The sequence below is a fragment of the Paenibacillus sp. NPDC056722 genome, assembly GCF_042790635.1.
Classification (GTDB): Bacteria; Bacillota; Bacilli; order Paenibacillales; family Paenibacillaceae; genus Paenibacillus_AQ; species Paenibacillus_AQ agri.
This window is the reverse complement of sequence record NZ_JBHTYV010000002.1, coordinates 694,873-711,645: the sequence shown is the minus strand read 5'-3', so window position 1 is coordinate 711,645 and position 16,773 is coordinate 694,873. Positions and strand designations below refer to the sequence as shown.

Annotated in this window: 12 protein-coding genes and 1 pseudogene; 9 read left to right on the top strand and 4 right to left on the bottom strand. The window is 43.0% G+C overall.

The window, feature by feature from the left end; all coding sequences use genetic code 11:
• Positions 1 to 184: 184 nt before the first annotated feature.
• The 3 genes from ACFRAM_RS07480 to ACFRAM_RS07470 all read right to left on the bottom strand — a co-directional run bounded on the left by ACFRAM_RS07480 (position 185) and on the right by ACFRAM_RS07470 (position 2,637).
• Positions 185 to 868, bottom strand: coding sequence for a PspA/IM30 family protein (locus tag ACFRAM_RS07480; protein ID WP_379465286.1), 684 nt, complete (start codon positions 866 to 868; stop codon positions 185 to 187).
• 54 nt (positions 869 to 922) lie between these two features.
• Positions 923 to 1,141 (bottom strand): PspC domain-containing protein, encoded by a 219-nt coding sequence (locus ACFRAM_RS07475; RefSeq protein ID WP_379465285.1) that lies wholly within the window; start codon positions 1,139 to 1,141, stop codon positions 923 to 925.
• A gap of 296 nt (positions 1,142 to 1,437) precedes the next feature.
• Positions 1,438 to 2,637, bottom strand: a complete 1,200-nt coding sequence (locus ACFRAM_RS07470) for an MFS transporter (RefSeq protein ID WP_379465538.1) — start codon at positions 2,635 to 2,637, stop codon at positions 1,438 to 1,440.
• A gap of 260 nt (positions 2,638 to 2,897) precedes the next feature.
• Between ACFRAM_RS07470 and ACFRAM_RS07465 the strand changes: the two genes are divergently transcribed.
• The 5 genes from ACFRAM_RS07465 to ACFRAM_RS07445 all read left to right on the top strand — a co-directional run bounded on the left by ACFRAM_RS07465 (position 2,898) and on the right by ACFRAM_RS07445 (position 6,947).
• On the top strand, positions 2,898 to 3,479 hold the full coding sequence (locus ACFRAM_RS07465) for a TetR/AcrR family transcriptional regulator (protein ID WP_379465283.1): 582 nt from the start codon (positions 2,898 to 2,900) through the stop codon (positions 3,477 to 3,479).
• A 339-nt stretch (positions 3,480 to 3,818) separates the two neighbouring features.
• On the top strand, positions 3,819 to 4,331 hold the full coding sequence (locus ACFRAM_RS07460) for a PadR family transcriptional regulator (protein ID WP_379465282.1): 513 nt from the start codon (positions 3,819 to 3,821) through the stop codon (positions 4,329 to 4,331).
• A gap of 16 nt (positions 4,332 to 4,347) precedes the next feature.
• Positions 4,348 to 5,727 (top strand): MFS transporter, encoded by a 1,380-nt coding sequence (locus ACFRAM_RS07455; RefSeq protein ID WP_379465280.1) that lies wholly within the window; start codon positions 4,348 to 4,350, stop codon positions 5,725 to 5,727.
• 34 nt (positions 5,728 to 5,761) lie between these two features.
• Positions 5,762 to 6,094 (top strand): hypothetical protein, encoded by a 333-nt coding sequence (locus ACFRAM_RS07450; RefSeq protein WP_379465278.1) that lies wholly within the window; start codon positions 5,762 to 5,764, stop codon positions 6,092 to 6,094.
• Positions 6,095 to 6,140: 46 nt separating this feature from the next.
• Entirely contained in the window at positions 6,141 to 6,947 is an 807-nt protein-coding gene (locus ACFRAM_RS07445; protein WP_379465276.1) for a PP2C family serine/threonine-protein phosphatase, read from the top strand.
• A 558-nt stretch (positions 6,948 to 7,505) separates the two neighbouring features.
• Here ACFRAM_RS07445 and ACFRAM_RS07440 read toward each other — a convergent pair.
• Positions 7,506 to 10,691 (bottom strand): pentapeptide repeat-containing protein, encoded by a 3,186-nt coding sequence (locus tag ACFRAM_RS07440; RefSeq protein ID WP_379465275.1) that lies wholly within the window; start codon positions 10,689 to 10,691, stop codon positions 7,506 to 7,508.
• Between the two features lie 267 nt (positions 10,692 to 10,958).
• On the opposite strand from ACFRAM_RS07440, the pseudogene ACFRAM_RS07435 reads away from it, so the two are divergent.
• From ACFRAM_RS07435 to ACFRAM_RS07420, 4 genes and pseudogenes are all read left to right on the top strand, one after another.
• Positions 10,959 to 11,133 (top strand): annotated as a pseudogene (locus tag ACFRAM_RS07435) (RNA polymerase subunit sigma-70); the annotation flags it as partial.
• Between the two features lie 353 nt (positions 11,134 to 11,486).
• Positions 11,487 to 13,634 carry a sensor histidine kinase gene (locus ACFRAM_RS07430; RefSeq protein ID WP_379465274.1) on the top strand — a complete coding sequence of 716 codons (2,148 nt, stop codon included), beginning with the start codon at positions 11,487 to 11,489 and terminating at the stop codon, positions 13,632 to 13,634.
• Between the two features lie 7 nt (positions 13,635 to 13,641).
• The gene (locus ACFRAM_RS07425; protein WP_379465272.1) at positions 13,642 to 14,346 is read left to right on the top strand and encodes a response regulator transcription factor; all 705 of its coding nucleotides are present in this window, start codon (positions 13,642 to 13,644) and stop codon (positions 14,344 to 14,346) included.
• 261 nt (positions 14,347 to 14,607) lie between these two features.
• Positions 14,608 to 16,773 (top strand): NHL domain-containing protein (locus ACFRAM_RS07420; protein ID WP_379465270.1); only part of this gene is annotated, 2,166 nt, incomplete at its 3' end.

Here is a 16,773-nt window from a genome sequence, read left to right as displayed (position 1 = left end):
CGGGATGACAGGGCAAGTTAAGCATAAGCCGAAAGTGAGATTTGGCTCCAACAGTGAGGCTCCAACAGTAATATAGGTAGTATATAAAACGGAACGAAACGAACCCCCACCAGTCCGAAGTTGGATGGGTGGGGGTTCGTTTGTAGTATCGGATGGAGTCGCCTGTATTAAGTTGACTGTGGCCTTATTTCCCGTTGTTCTTTTGACTGCGTAGACGTTCCAGTTCGAGGTCTACGGCTTGGCTCAGCTTGGGATCTACTGCAGGGCGGGCAATGTGGCCGGATTGTTCTGCCAGCACTTCCCACTCGTTAATTTTCTCCTCCATACGCTCGAATCCACGGGAAGCCGTGTTAGTAGCATTCAAGCCATATTTGCCATAGTCATTGGCACTGCTGCTATTGCTGCGGGGAGCGGATTGGATGGTCTCCGATGCTTTGCGGGCACGTTCTGCGAGTTCGGCTCTTTTGGCCTTCAGGCGAGTGCGTTCTTCTTTGGCTCTGGTGATGTTGGCTTCGAGTGTAGCCAGCGTTTGCCGGGTCTCCTCTAGACCGGATACACATTCTTGAATGCTTTCGGTGTACCGCAGTTTGGCTACCACAGCCAGGCGCGCTGCTTCTTCATTGCCTTGGGCCATAGCATTAAGGGCCTCGGATTCACTTTGTTCCACTAGTTTCGTGTACTCTTGCTTACGACGCTCCAGCACGGTCGCGGCGACTTGCAGATCACGTTCATTACGTTCTGCGGTTTCAATTTCTTCCTCAAGATCGCGCAGGTATTGTCCAGTCAACAGGATGGGATTCTCCAGTTTGTTCAGGCCTTCGTTCAGGGCGGCTTTAGTCAGGGTTGCAATTCTATTCAGGATACTCATAAGTAATCTCTCCTCATAATTAGGTTGGGTTCACAGGAACAGGGCAACAGTGGATTAATAGAAATCGTGTTTATCAGAAAAGTTGCCATACGGCTCTTGGGGAACCAGAATACTCAAGATGATGTACAGCAGAGCGACTGTGCCAAAGCTGAAGAATGCACCCACTACCGTAATCACCCGGAGGATTGTCGCATCGATGCCAAGCCATTGGGCTATTCCTCCACACAGACCACTAAGCTTCTTATCATTTCTGGAACGGTATAATTTTGTCATGCTATATCTTCCTCTCCTGGGTGAGTTTTATTTGAATTTGTTTAACCGGCTTGCTTATGTACTTATTGTAGGATCTTTTGAAGGTTCGCAAAACAGCCTGAGGACGGTTTTATGCACTCGACCTAAGGCGGGGAAGGCTCCCGCAGAAAGACGGGGATACTATGGGAAAACGTGATGGAGAGGGGGGAATAGTCATGATAGAGCATGAAAAAAGATGAGATATCATGAAAAAGCAGCCCCCGGATGGGAACTGCTTAGTTTGTAGTGAAGTGAGAATGTTCTCCCCTTCAGGATTTTCAACCCCGTCGGGTCAGTGCCCAGAATAGAAGGGCTGCGGCGCTGACAGTGGCGCCCAGCAGGCACACCGCATTCCAGCCACCGTGGGCATATGCATAGGTCGAAGCGAGGGAGCCGGAAGCACTTCCTATAGAATAAAAGATCATGTATGCGGCGGTGAGACGGCTCCGGGCTTCGGGTCTTACGTTGAAAATCAGGCTCTGGTTGGTAACATGCACGGCCTGAACAGCCAAGTCCAGAAGTATAATACCACCTAGCAGTGCGAGCAGTGAGTAGTGCAGCAGTGAAATTAGCGCCCACGAGGCTAGCAGTAGAATAAGCGCTAGCCCGGTGGTACGCTGGCCGAATCCCCGGTCGGCCAGTACCCCGGCCCGAGCTGCTGCGAGGGCACCGGCGACCCCGGCCAGGCCAAAGGCACCGATGGCCGTGTGCGAGAGGGAGAAGGGCGGCGCGCTGAGCGGCAGCACCAGAGAGGTCCACAAGATGCTGAACGCCATAAAGATCAGCAGCGCAAGCACTGCGCGGACCCGCAGGATCCGCTCCTGCACGAATAACGCGAGAACCGAGCGTAGCAGCTGCGGATACGATAATGACGCGCGTTTCTGTTCCGAAGGCAAGATCCGCAGCAGGATCAGCGCAATAATGGCCATCATTCCGGCGGAGAACAGGTAGACGGAACGCCAGCCCGCAAGGTCGGTCAGCACACCTGCGACCGTACGTGCAAGCAGAATGCCGATGACAATCCCGCTGGTGACAAGGCCGACGATGCGGCCACGTTCAGCGGGAGCGGCCAGAGTCGCCGCGAAGGCGACAAGCACTTGTGTCACAACGGCAAGCAGGCCAACAAAGGCCAGACCGATGAAGAGTACATTAATCCCAGGCGCGAATCCTACGATGATAAGAGCCAATACAGATAAAGTCATCTGGCTCACAATGAGCTTGCGTCTGTTCAGCAGATCCCCCAATGGAACTAACAGCAGCAGCCCAAGAGCATAGCAAATTTGGGTAATGGTGATAACCACTCCAATAGAAGCATGGGAGATGGAGAATTCACTCGCCAGGGTGTCCAGTAGCGGCTGGGCATAATAGATGTTAGAGACAGCTAGCCCACAGGCGATGGCGAATAACAAGGCTACGGAGCGGGACATCCCCGATGCCGGAAGGTGTGAAGGTAAGGGGGTAGTATGATCGGCAGCCATGGGGATTTGTGAATCAGAGATGTGATTGTTCACAGAGTATCTCTCCTTTTTTAATTTATACTGATTAGTATAATATACTGAATAGTATGAAAAGAATCCAGTAAAATTTAAATTGTCTTAAAAGGGAGTATCAAAATAATTAGTATCAGTTTTATTGGGGTTGCTCTGTTTCTTACTGTGTAAATCACTTCAATTTGACAACCCTTATCTAAAACTTTAAAATTATAACATACTGAACGATATGAAAAGAGTTGATGAATATGGTTCGACAGCGGGAATTTGATGAAGGGAAGGCGCTGGATGCGGCGATGCGGGTGTTTTGGGAGAAGGGGTTCGAAGCGTCTTCTTTAAATGATTTGACTTTTGAAATGGGTATTCAGCGCCCCAGTCTATACGCGGCGTTTGGGGACAAGAAGCAGTTATTCGAAACTGCGCTGCGGAAATATACCCAGCTTCATGCATCCGATATCCGGTCCAAGCTGCAAAAGGGGAAAACGGTCAAGGAATCTTTTCGTTTCTTGCTCGAAGGGATCGTGGAAGAGGAATACGCAATAGGGCCCAGCAAGGGATGTTTTTGTATTAATACGATGGTGGAGCTTGCTCCCCATGACGAGAAATTCGAGATTCTGACGCGGGAACATCAGATGTACCTGGCTACAATTTTTCAGGAAAAAATAGAACAGGGTGTACACTCAGGCGAGCTAGCGGGTGATACTAATATAAAGGCCCTGGCCCAGGGGCTGGTTATCACGTTGATCGGGCTTACGGTGATGATGAAGGCGCGCCCGGAGCGCTCTTTTGCTGATAATGCCATTCAGATGGCACTGACGATGATTAAGTAAAAATTGTATAAGTGAATGAGCCAACCATCGAGGTTGGCTTTTTTGTTTGGGGAAACTACCTGGTTTCTTGAGATATTCTGCTCTTAGTGTAATCAAGCTAGCGGTAATTTCAGATCAGAAGGAGTGAGTGAATTAATCACAGGCAAATATTATTCATAGTTATTCAAACAAAAAAATATTAACATAAATTATATTTACAATGTGAATATAGAGTTATATAATTCCAAATAAAGGAACATTTTAGGTGTGGTATGGATGTATGCTCCGCTACGTATCAGGAAAAAAGTCACTCAAGACATACTAACGATATTCCAATAACGACTGAAAAGAGGTAGGGCTGTGAAAGGAAGAGACATTATTCTAGGCTTGCTGCACAAGAAAAAGAGGACCGGATACGAAATTAATGAGGTGTTTAAGACGATCTTTTCACATTTCTTCAATGGTACTTATGGAATGATCTACCCCACCCTGAAGAAGCTGGAGAAGGAAAAGGTGATTGACAAGGAGGTTGTTTTTCAAGAAGGAAAGCCGAACAGGAATGTGTTCTCAATCTCCGAAGTGGGGACTAAAGAGTTCTATGAATATCTGATCTCGCCTGTTCAGCCGGAAATCCGCCAATCTGACTTTTTGATGCGAATGTATTTTGGAGAATTTGTTGAGCATGAGGTTGTAATTCAATGGATTAATGATGAAATCAAACAAAAAACAGTGCAAATCGATCAGTTAAAAACAGATTATTTGAAGTGGAAAGATAAACTAACCTACACCCAAAAAATATCCTATGACATAGGCATTGCACAATACGAGGCGGAAATAGGGGTGCTACAGGCCAAACTGGTGGAGATGGGTTAGCCTTACAGGAGGTTCTATGAAAAAGGAGAGCAATCTTTTTTTAACCATATCTGTGATGTGCATGGGGATATTCTTATGTATGTTAGATACGACGATTATGAATATAACATTGCCGGTTATACAGGATAGTCTGGGTGTAACTTTGAACCAATTATCCTGGGCACTGAATATATACACAATAACTTTTGCAGTCATGACCATTCCTCTAGGCAGGTTGGCAGAGATTTATGGTAAAAATAAAATCTACATATTAGGCTTTATCATTTTTTGCGTAGGATCATTGGTCTGTGCTTTCTCCACTGATGTGTATTTGCTAATTATCGGAAGAGGCATACAGAGTATTGGTGCGGCGATTATTTTTCCGATTAGTATGGTTATTGGTATATCTACAGTGTCTATAGAAAAAAGAAGCAAAGTTATCGCGATTCTAGGTGTAACTCAAGGACTTTCGGCGGCGTTGGGACCTTCAATTGGCGGGCTAATTACACAATTTCTTGGCTGGAGATGGGTTTTTCTAATCAATGTTCCTTTAAGCATCATTGCGATAGGGATCTCCTTATTCTGTCTAAACATCAACAATGAAGAGAAAATCAAAAGCAAAAATGATTATAAGGGTGCTTTCTGGTGTGTCTGTTTCATGTTTAGCTTAACGTTGGGACTCACGCAAGGGAATTCATGGGGGTGGGAGAGCATGAGGGTTATTGCTACTTTTTCAGTCTCCATCGTCTCATTCATCATTTTTATTTTCACAGAAAAAAGAAGTCAGTATGCAATGATCAACTTGAAATTGTTCAAGGATCGTCAGTTTAATGCCTCAGCCGTAACCGTAGTGTTCAGCAACCTTTTTCTAATCGGGGTTACCGTGCTCCTGCCGACGTTCCTGAACCGGATTCATGGAGAATCTGAGCTGCGAGCAGCGCTATTAGTCACTCCGATATCCGCAATGATCTTTGTATTTTCGCCGATTGCTGGTTTACTGGTTGATAAAGTCGGGAGAAAGGCAGTTATATTCACCGGTTTTATGGCGATGGCTGTTGCCTACTACATGCTTTATCATTTGGACGTATCTAATGGATACACGCAATTGATCATAGCTTGTATGGTTCTTGGATTTGGTTACGGGATCATTGTAGGCCCGATTACGGTTCTGGCTGCATCTTCTTTTACCGGCGAATTACTTACGGCTTCCCAGAGTGTGGTTGGGGTACTGCGCCAGGTTGGGATCGTTCTAGCGGTAGCCATTTTTGTTTCCGCCCTGACAAGCAACATCGCCAATGCAAAAGTTCAAATATTAGATCATGCCCAAAAGGAAATTCTAAAGCTGGATATTACTAAAGAGCAGCAAGAGACCCGTACTGGAGAACACCAAAAGAAATTTAGAATCCGAGAAAATTAACACAAACGCTTCTTCTAATGATGAGAAAAAAATAATGAGTCCTGAGGAAAGATCAGCATTAATTGAAGCAGAAGTACAGAAGGCTAGTCAACAACTGGACACAAGTAAACCGCTAAATGATGCTACTAAGAAAGCGATTAAAGAGCAAGTCGCTGCGGATGTAGATCACAAAATTGCCGAAGTTCAAAACACAGTTAGCACCTATGCCGCAGACATTCAGCAGTACTCGCAGAATAAGATCTCTAAGTCGTTCTCAAGTTTATACGGTATCGCTTTTTTTGTGATTATATTATGTAGTTTGATTTCTTTCTTTTATAAAGAAGCGGATAAGAAGGACAGAAAAGAAGTGATAAAAGTTGATTCATAAAAACAACAGGGACAAAACTAAATATATCATTAAGGGGGGGGACAGGATGACAGGCATACATAAATTCAGTTGGGTGGGCAGTAGTGAGATGTTTCTGGATGAGCCGACAACTATCAAATTGGATGAAATCGTTATTGGTCGTTATGACGGAAAGGCTTCAGCAGGAGTTAATAAAAATGAAGATGGCGTGCTCGTGTTAAGCGATCCGAATGGCGGCTGGGAGTTTGTTATGCTTCTGGATGCCCATAAGACAGCGGAAAGTGCAGAGCTGCTGATGAAGACTATGGATCGCGAAGTTAGCGAGATTATTAACTGCCTGTCCCTGCCCATTCACCAAGCTTTTAAAACATTAGAAGACTTCTTGTTGTCTGTGTTCAAGTCGGAAGCCTTTAGAAGCCAATGCCAGCAAGTGGAGGGTGAAACGGCATGTCTGCTGTGCGTCCGCAAGGAGAATTACTTATGGTGGTTCTCTGTGGGAGACAACTCTGTATATTTGCTCCATCCGGACCTGGCAGGCCGGGGGCAATATTTGCTGAATCAGCGTAATCACTATGAGTGGATTGGGTCCGTGAACACGTTTGATCAACCGGTGCCTTGTTATTCTTCAGGTGTTCGGGAGCTAAGACAAGGACATAACCTGCTCGTAATGACTAAGGATGGTTCATTGGAGTTTGGCGAAAGAGAATTCGAAAATCCGCAAGGGTTATACGATGCTTTTTACAATGAAGAGTCTCTTGAAAAATGTACTCAGAATGCGTTGTTGAAGGTGCATGCTGGGCAGGGGAGGGATAGTGCTACTTTGGTTGCATGGAATTATGGAAATGATTGGGCGATGGCTATGTCTAGTGATTGATGAGCTTAAGATGAGCCATGAATTGGGATGGTCAAGGTTTCTAGAAATGAATGTATAAGTGGAAAAAATGGGAATACTTATTTGGATTCGTTCACAATTAAACTGTGGAAGAAAGATCCCTCTCACTTTAGGTTCAATTTAAAAGATGCATATTGAGTCGTTCCATGAGGCATACTAATGTTTTTAACTAATTATGCCTTTAATTTATCAGAAATCAGGACGGGACAAAAAGGAGAGTTTTGCAGCAAACATCGACATTAACGAAAAGCTAAATAAGCCGCCGTAGTAAAAATCTGAAGCAGCTTATTTAGTTTTTTCAATGGCTATAAAATGGTACTTGGCGAGGACAGGAAGAAGGTTTGTTAGTGATCTTGCTCAATGTTTCTCATGCGCATTGTGCATTAGAGCCTTATTAATGTTATTGCTAATTTTGTTTCTGTAATCTTATCTCGTTGAGTAACGTATTTATAAAACTATCTTAGTTCTACGTAATAGAAATACCACTAGGAATAAGTTGATTTTTATATAAAAGATAATCATTTGCAAGAGAATAAATTTCTAAACACTAATACCGTCTAATAGTCCGTGGAATATTTCTTTATCATTGTTATTTTCAAATATAAACCACTGTTTTACTTCCTCAAGTTTTGCGTGCTCATTTGTTAATATCCATTTAATCAGGGGCTTAAGTACATCAAACATCTCTTTTGTAATATCAAATGGGTCATGCTCTAAATCTCCTATATAAGATTTCTTGCCAAAATTTACAAGTCCCGAGGTGCTTCCCTTAAGGATATAAGTCAATGATTGTGGTAAAATTACACCTTGTAAAATCTCACATATATCTAATGCTAATGTTTCAAATTTAATATCAACAAGGTCTATCGAATGTAGTCTAGATGCACTAAACGACGTTTTAATAAAGGTAGAGCTCCTGAATGATGCTTCAGCAAAATCTGAATATGAAAACCTTACGTGAACTAATTTAGCAGATATGAAAGATGAATTATAAAAATTACATTGATTAAACGAAAGACTTGAGAGTGTTGAAAATGAAAAATCCATACCATTAAAGTCCATACCATTTATTTCGATTGAGTTACCTTGTGTACTGTTTTTAACAATATCAAATTCTTTGTCATTTTCTAATGTTGGTTCGTAACGCATGTTCATCCCTTTAAATAAGTTTTTCCCCCATGCTGGTGAAGAAGTATCTAAAAAAAAGTTCCAATTTTTCATCATGTCGAAGATTATTTTTGTTTCAGAAATATTAGCTGAGAAAAATATCATCTCTTTCTCATTATTAAACAACTGATTACCTATTAAGAAAGATATCCATCGATCTATATCAGGTGGGATATTGCTTATGTCGTTATTTAATTGAATTACTTCATTATTATATAGTGAGGTATGGTTTGAATTTACTTTAGCCAACAAATACCTAGAATTAGAATTTATAATGTTATATGCTAGTTTAATGATCTTGTCTATCACTGTATCTGTTATGGCCCATGAAATTAGCAAATCTATCGGAGGCTCAGTAGTATTGTTATTGATTTGGGAATTATTAAACCAAGTGAATTTTAATTCTTGACTATAGAGTCCCTTACTATAATCAGAAGTGCAGAGTGATGCTAACATTGGAAAAAGTAACTTCCTCTTTTGGATGATTGATTGGTCTGGTTGTTCTTTTTCCGAAACGCTTTCTCTTAAAAGATTTAATAATCCTATAAGAAAGTCTATTGTTTGTTCGGTAGGATTTCCTAACAATAAACGTACTCTCACATCATCAATTCTTAACGATTCATCTAATGCATAATGAATAAAAAGCTTTAAATAATATTCTGCTAACAGTATTTCTGCGAAAGATTGATGTTGAAAGTAAAAAGTATCCCCTTTCTGTCCAAAATAAGACTGAGATAAAAATTCTACATTTACCACTTCTTCGTACTTTCTTAATGTTCCTGCATCATTTTTATCTATAATTGCACCCTCAATAGTATTACTTATATCTTGTTTCTTTAAAGATCCTTGATTACTTTTATGGTTTTCATACATCCACAGCGCGGCAGTAGAATGAAGGATATTTCTAAATTTATACTCATCTCTCAAATTGATATCTTGAATGTCGTCGATATACTTAGCTTCTTTAGTTAATACATTAATAAAAGATAAAAACACCCCTACTTTATTTGAAAACGAGAGATTTGCTTTACTGATGATGAGTTTATAAATCATGTAATTGAATATAGGTCTTCTCAATTCACTAGTAGTTAGTAAATCAATATCAATAAACTCTTGATATATATCAATTTCATGTTCATGAATTACAGATAGTACTATCTTTTTTGAAATGTCGGTAAAGTCATTTGGATCTAAAGGCAATGCATTACGTAATGAATCAATAAGTGAATCATTAAATTGCTCCTTTTTAAAGCCGTATATGGAGATGTAATAATTGATTGGTCTTTTTTCTGAATTATTAATTATATATGGTTTTCCGGAATTTAAATGTTTTAGTAATCCATGTTCAATAGGTCTAGACGTAATAATTAATCGATTATGTCTACAATTTGTGATATTAATGTTCTGTATCTTCTTAATTGATGTTAAAACTCTATCAATTCTTTCTTCTGTAAGATTGCCACATTCATCTAAAGAATCAACTAGAAAGCAATATCGATTTTTTTGAAAATCCTCTTTTTGTACATCGATTCCATATTTTTTACCTAGATAATCACTAATAATGCCAAAAGTGCTACTTTGATCATATTTATCAAAATCCCTTAAATTAAAATAGATCGGAATCAATCCATCTCCATATTGTTCGTACTTTTTTGCAAGTGTATAAGCTTTTTGTTTTAAAAACACTGATTTTCCTTTACCGAAGTCTGCCAGAATAAATAATGTTTTTTCAATAGTTTCTTCGTCCTTATCAAAATACTCTCTAATTAAATCTTCAATCGGAGATAGTTTATTTTCAAAGATCTGTATATGTAATGGATTGGTCTCATCAGTTATGTTTCTATAGTCATCAACTTTATTCCAATAAGCAAATGTTTCTTGGTATTTTAAATCTTCATTTTCTGCAAACCCGATCCGTTGCAATTTCAACATATCATTTAATAATTTTCCCTCAGTACTTTTTGTCCATTTTTCATCGACTTCTCTTAGATGCCTTTCGTAGTCCTCCCCAAAAGATGAAATAATTCGGCCTTCTATATTTGTATTAAATTCTTTTATAAAGGAGTCTACCGCCTCATTTTTAGTTGATCCAGAAGTAGTATACACTTCAAGAATGGAGGCGCACACTTCTCGTACAATACAAACTGCAGGATGTCGCTTAGGAGTAAAATCAATGATTAAATCTGAATCTACAATGGTGTCTTGTTTCTTTCTAAATTCCTCTTCAAATCGTTCCACAATTTCTTTTCTTGATGTAATGTCTAAATTGTAATGTTCAATGTTCATTAGTGAGGCTTCAGCTTGCTCGAAAGCTGCTTTAAGGTAAATACTTATTCCAAAGTTATTAAGCTTTTCCTCAATCATTTTCTCAAAATATTTATCAATGAGTTGTTGTCCGAACAATCTAACGACAATGCCTATAGTGCCATTGAGATTGTTTAGTACTGTCTGCCCATTTTCATTAAAGCTGTTTTTAAAGTTGTCGACTGTAAGTTTGGATATAAGTGGTATAGTTTCTTTGATATTGCTGATTTTAGCTTTTGTCCAAGTTGGTATCATTGAATTTGTTCTCCTTGAAACGTTTTTTCATAAATTATTCTATAATTTGTTTAAATAATCCTTCCAATCTTTTTGGCTTCTTGATTTTTTTATTAAGCTTCTAATATTTTCGCTTATGAGTAATAATTATATAAAATTCTAAAGCTCGTACCTATTTCCCGCGTACATGCACTTCTAGGCCTCTGCCCACACAGAATAAAAGGACCATGAACCCGTAGTTCTCATTGCTGATCGGTTTCATTGTATACGTGCGGGAGGTGTCGCAAATTGCCCGGAATCATAAGTACAATTGCCCTGTTGATCAAAGAATTGACGCTGTTGGTGTCGTATGTAAGGAACAACGCATTTCCACAGCCCCTGACCGAAGAAGAGGAAAGCCGGTACCTGGGGTGGATGGCAGAGGGGATGCAAGGCCCGTAACTTGTTGATTGAGCACAACTTGTATTCCTAATGTGATAATATAACAGGGAGATTAGAGAACATAATTATTATATTTCCTCTAAGAGGACATCGGAGAGCTTGCGGCGATACAAGTATTATTATCCATGCGCTAATCCTTTTCTATGGATTATGGACAGGTACTACCTTCCATTCCATTGTAAAGGATTTTTCTTTACCTATGGGTCACTTTCACCGAATTTGAAGAAGATTGCAAGTAAATTGCAGGATATTTGTCGAATTTCGTAGAAATATAACCATATCATTTTCAAAGAAAGATGTTTCCCTTTAATGATGTTATTGTTTAGATAATGAACTAACTTGTCGGGCATCTTGTAGATTGGGGTCGGTTTCATAATGAGGGGTATTCTCCGAGTTAGTTCTCGTACTATCTTATTTTATATAGCTGCTGCCGTTGTTGTTGGTTTGGTTGTAAGCTATGCCGTCATCTCTGCTCCGGATTCCCCTAAGCTTAAAAGTGAAAAAGGCATTCTGAATTTAACGCAGGTTCATGTAAGTGAGAATCCGGTAAAGTTAGCAGGGGAGTGGACGTTCTATTGGAAAGAGCTACTGTCGCCTGAGGAAATACAGAATCGCTTAGCAAGGGACGGAAATCATGACCGCTGGATCAGCATCCCGAGCTCCTGGCTAGGGTATCAGTTAGATGGTCAGCAGCTGGACGGTACAGGCTTTGCAACCTTTCGGTTGGTCATAAAGCTTAGCGAGCAGGATAGGAATGAGCGGCTTGCTCTGCGGCTGCCTACCATCTTTCATGCGTATAAATTATGGGTTAATGGCGAGTTACTGGCGGAAGTTGGTGTGGTTGGTCAGGATAAGAGCAGCGTGACACCGCATCTGGCAACGAAGATGGTGTTCTTCCAGCCCGAGAATGACAGGGTAGAGCTTGTAATGCAAGTCGCCAACTTCCATCATGCCCGAGGGGGCATCACCAAGAATATAGAGCTGGGTGGCAGTGATGTGTTAACGGTCAAGACCAATCTGAGAATTGCTGCCGAGATGTTCGTAACTGCAAGCCTGCTAGTGATTGGCGTGTATCACCTGCTGTTGTTCGCCCTGCGACTCAAAGACAGGGCGACATTGTATTTTGGGCTGTTCACCCTGTTGTTCGGTATCCGATCCTTGCTGGTTGGGGAGCTATTGATCACACAATTGTGGCCAGCTATTCCGTGGGAATTGCAGTTCAAAATGGAGTACCTGATTCTTTGCAGCAGTACTTATATCATCACGATGTACTTTGATTGCATTTTTCCCAATTATGTGTCGCGTTGGTTTCATCTTAGCACGCGAATCCCCACCGGCGCATTCTGTATAATTATTGTGGTGGCCCCTGCACTTATATATACAAAATTATTACTGCTGATCGGTGTCATGATTGTTCTGCATATGGTTTATCTGATGGTTGGACTGGCCCGAGTGGCTATGCGGCGTATGGAGGGAGCGCTGATCTTCCTGCTGGTATCGGTGGTTGCTTTGGCTACTGTCATCAACGATTTTTTATATTATAACGAATGGTCACTAATCGGAAATACATCTCCTGTTGGTCTGTTGATTTTTACGATTGCACAGATGATGCTGCTTTCTTCAAGATTTACGAGGGCGGCATCAAACGAAGAGAGGATTGCACGTGAGCTGCTGGATGCTAACAACAAGCTGACCGAAATGAATATGAATTTGGAACGGACCGTGCAGGAACGCACAACTGCCTTATCCGAAGCTCATGATGGTCTTCGCACTTCATACGAACGGTTACTTCGCTCCGAGCAAGGGAGAAAAAAGCTTCTTGCCTATATTACACACGATCTGCGTATGCCGCTGTCCAGCATGCTTGGGTATGTAGAAGCTGTGCAGGACAGGATCAAGCCGGAAAGTAATGAACAGTACCTGAAGTATATCCGGGATAACACGATAAGGGTTAACCGTATGATCGAGGAGTTGTCCTTCTTGTCGCATTTGGAGACAGGACAAGTCTCGTACCGAATGGAGCCGGTTCATGTGATTCACTTCTTGCACCAATTCTATGAACAATATGAGCTGGTTGTACTTGACGCAGGGTTGGATTTCATGCTGGATATCGGAGATGTGGAAGATCAAGGACAAAGCTTGCCTGTTGTAGAGATGGATGCGCAAAGACTGGATCAGGCGTTGTTCAATCTAGTGTCGAACGCAATGAAGTTCACCCCTAGAGGTGGGGTGGTGCGTATTGCGCTAGCTGTGGACAAGGTGAAAGATACCCGCTATGCGATAATTAGCGTAGAAGACTCTGGCACGGGCATTCCTCCAGATCAGCTCGAGCAAATCTTTGATCGTAATTACAAGTATGATCGGCCGGGCGTGGAGAATGGTATAGAGGGTAGCGGGCTCGGGCTGGCGATTTGCCGGGAAATTGTACAAGCGCATGGAGGGACGGTTCAAGCAGAGAGTGACGGCAAGACGGGGGCGGTATTCTACGTATCACTTCCTTGTATTGTAGATGAAAGAAGGTGACGGTGTGGTGGACACTCACAAAATAATGATCGTCGATGATGATCCCCATATATGCGAGATTGTTCAGATGTATTGCGAGAGAGAGGGTTACATATCCTCCTACAGTCATAACGGGGCAGAAGCGATGAAGCTGCTTAAATCGTTCGAGCCGGATTTGATTGTATTGGATGTATTGCTGGCTAATGAAAACGGCATTGATTGGTGCATGAACGCACGTAGCTACACGAATGCGCCGATCATGTTTCTGAGCAGTCGTGAGGAAGACGAGGTGAAAATCAGTGCTTTATCCTATGGCGGCGACGATTATGTGACCAAGCCGTTCAGTCCGGGAGTACTCATGGCCAAGATCAAGGCTCACCTTCGCAGAGTGTCGGCGGGCAGAAGGGAACAACTGCTGGAGTTACCGGGTTTGACGCTGGATTTCTACGCACAGTCCGTCAACATAGAGAGTAAAACTGTCTTTTTATCGAAAAAAGAGTTCAGTCTGCTGTCCTATATGGCACAAAACGTTAATAATGTCGTCAGTGTCGATACGTTGTTTCAGATCATCTGGGGAATGGAGAGTCTGGAGGATACGAGAACGGTCGCTGTACACATCAGTAATTTGCGTAAAAAAATCGAGGCTGACCCTGTCCATCCGGAGAGAATCATTACGGTGCGGGGGGCCGGATATATGCTGGTTGCCAGAATGGCGCTGCAAGCGAGAACATAGTGTTAAGGTGGGTAGTGTGGCCACAGCTACCACTAAACTTAAGATCGGATTCATTAAAAAAGCGTCGTAGGGATATCTCCCTTACGACGCTTTTTTTATACACTATTACGAAAGGACATTCCTTAATTCTTATAGTGTTAAGAACAGGTCTAGCGCGAACTTAAAGTTTTCTTTGAGTTTCATTAATGGGCTAAACTATCATGATAAAATACAACCAGTAAAATTGCTATGATTAATCATACTTTAGGAGGAACAACACCCATGAAAAGGCGCATGATAAGGCGCATGATGAGTTTGTCGTTAGCCTTGCTACTAGCTTTGCCCCCTGTTGCCTACACGGCAAGCGAGGGTACAACGATCAGCACAATAGCTGGCACAGGGACCGCCGGATATTCGGGAGATGGAGAGGCAGCGACGTCATCTCAGTTGAACGATCCACGTGGATTGACTATAGACAGCAACGGGGATGTGTATATAGCGGATAGAAGTAACGCAGTCGTTCGGAAGGTGGACAAGTCGACGGGGTACATCAGTACGGTCGCGGGTACGGGGACTATTGGCTATTCGGGAGACGGAGGAATGGCGACCTCGGCACAGTTGAATTTACCGATGGGAGTAGCTATTGACAGCAGTGGAGATCTGTATATAACGGATACTGGAAACCACACGATTCGAAAAGTAGAACAATCGACGGGTATCATCAGCACGGTAGTGGGTACGGGGGATGTTGGCTATTCGGGAGACGGAGAAGCGGCGACATTAGCCCAGTTGAACTACCCGGAGAAACTAGCTTTTGACAGCAACGGAAATATGTATATCGCGGATCATTATAACCAGCGGATCCGGAAAGTAGATAAGTTGACGGGTATCATCAGTACGGTGGCGGGCACGGGGATTGCTGACTACTCAGGAGACGGAGAAGCAGCGACCTCGGCCCCCTTGAGCTTCCCGTCAGGAGTAGCTTTTGACAGCGACGATAATCTATATATAGCGGAGAATGGAAGCAACACGATTCGGAAAGTAGATAAGTTGACGGGTATCATGGGCACGGTGGCGGGTACAGGGGGTACTGGCTTTACGGAAGATGGACAACCAGCGACACTAACCACCATGAGCAACGTGACTGACGTAGCTGTGGACAGCAGCGGTAATATATATATAGCCGATACTACGAACCACCGGACTCGGAAAGTAGACAGGCTGACCGGTATCATGGGCACGGTGGCGGGCACGGGGGAGGCTGGCTATTCAGGAGACGGAGGAGCCGCGACGTCGGCCCAATTGTATTACCCGAATGGGGTAGCTGTAGACAGAAATGACAATGTATATATCGCGGATTCCAGTAATAACCGGATTCGCAAGGTGGGACTAGCAAGCAATGCCAGCTTGAGCAAATTGACGCTGTCGAGCGGAACACTGAGTCCGGCATTTGTGCCGGGCGAGAAAAGCTACACGGCGAGCGTAGCAAACAGCGTGAGCAGCATCACGGTAACACCAACGGTGAGCGACAGCAGCTCATTAGTATTCGTAAATGGTATGCCTGTGACGAGTGGTTCAGCATCGGGAGCAATTGACTTGAACGTGGGGAGCGATAACACGATTACAGTCAAGGTGATAGCGCAGGATGGTACATCGAAACAAATGTATAACGTGAAGGTTGAGAGACAGCCTGCTGCACCGATTGAACTGACAGCGACAGCTGGCAACGGACAGGTGACGTTGAACTGGAGCAGTGTGCCGGAAGCAGCTGAATATCATATTTACCAGGGAACGACAACGGGGCATTATGGCCCGATTCCAATTGCGACCGTCAGCGCAGCAACCAACAGCTACAAGGCAGTGGAACTGACGAACGGAACAACTTACTATTTTGCAGTACAAGCAAGCAACGCTACAGGCGCCATCGGTTACTCTAACGAAGTAAGTGCACTACCACAAAAAGGAACTACAGCGGTAGCAGCAACTGATCTGACCATCGGAACAGCTGTACCGGTGACAGGCGCGACCCAAGCTGACGGAACGAATACATTTAACCATGCAACAGCGGCTGTCACATGGTCGAGCGGAGGGGCTTATGCGCCAGCAAGCGGAACCTACTTGTCAGGTACAGCTTATAAAACGAAATATGTACTTACAGCCGATACAGGCTATGTGTTTGACGCAACGGCTAATGCATACGGGAAAAACGGAGCGCAAGATTTATCCGGGCGAATTACCCATTTAGGTGCAGGCACATTTACAGCAACGGTATCAAGTACGGTTAAAACAAACGATACGCTAACCATTGTCACAACCTGGCCAACGACAGCGGTAAATACAATAGCTGCAACCGATCTGACCATCGGAACAGCTGTACCGGTGACAGGCGCGACCCAAGCTGACGGAACGAATACATTTAACCATGCAACAGCGGCTGTCACATGGTCG

Coding starts and splice junctions, on each gene's coding strand:
- ACFRAM_RS07480 (WP_379465286.1), bottom strand. CDS start 868: ATGAGTATCCTGAATAGAATTGCAACCCTGACTAAAGCCGCCCTGAAC.
- ACFRAM_RS07475 (WP_379465285.1), bottom strand. CDS start 1,141: ATGACAAAATTATACCGTTCCAGAAATGATAAGAAGCTTAGTGGTCTG.
- ACFRAM_RS07470 (WP_379465538.1), bottom strand. CDS start 2,637: ATGGCTGCCGATCATACTACCCCCTTACCTTCACACCTTCCGGCATCG.
- ACFRAM_RS07465 (WP_379465283.1), top strand. CDS start 2,898: ATGGTTCGACAGCGGGAATTTGATGAAGGGAAGGCGCTGGATGCGGCG.
- ACFRAM_RS07455 (WP_379465280.1), top strand. CDS start 4,348: ATGAAAAAGGAGAGCAATCTTTTTTTAACCATATCTGTGATGTGCATG.
- ACFRAM_RS07450 (WP_379465278.1), top strand. CDS start 5,762: ATGAGTCCTGAGGAAAGATCAGCATTAATTGAAGCAGAAGTACAGAAG.
- ACFRAM_RS07445 (WP_379465276.1), top strand. CDS start 6,141: ATGACAGGCATACATAAATTCAGTTGGGTGGGCAGTAGTGAGATGTTT.
- ACFRAM_RS07440 (WP_379465275.1), bottom strand. CDS start 10,691: ATGATACCAACTTGGACAAAAGCTAAAATCAGCAATATCAAAGAAACT.
- ACFRAM_RS07430 (WP_379465274.1), top strand. CDS start 11,487: ATGAGGGGTATTCTCCGAGTTAGTTCTCGTACTATCTTATTTTATATA.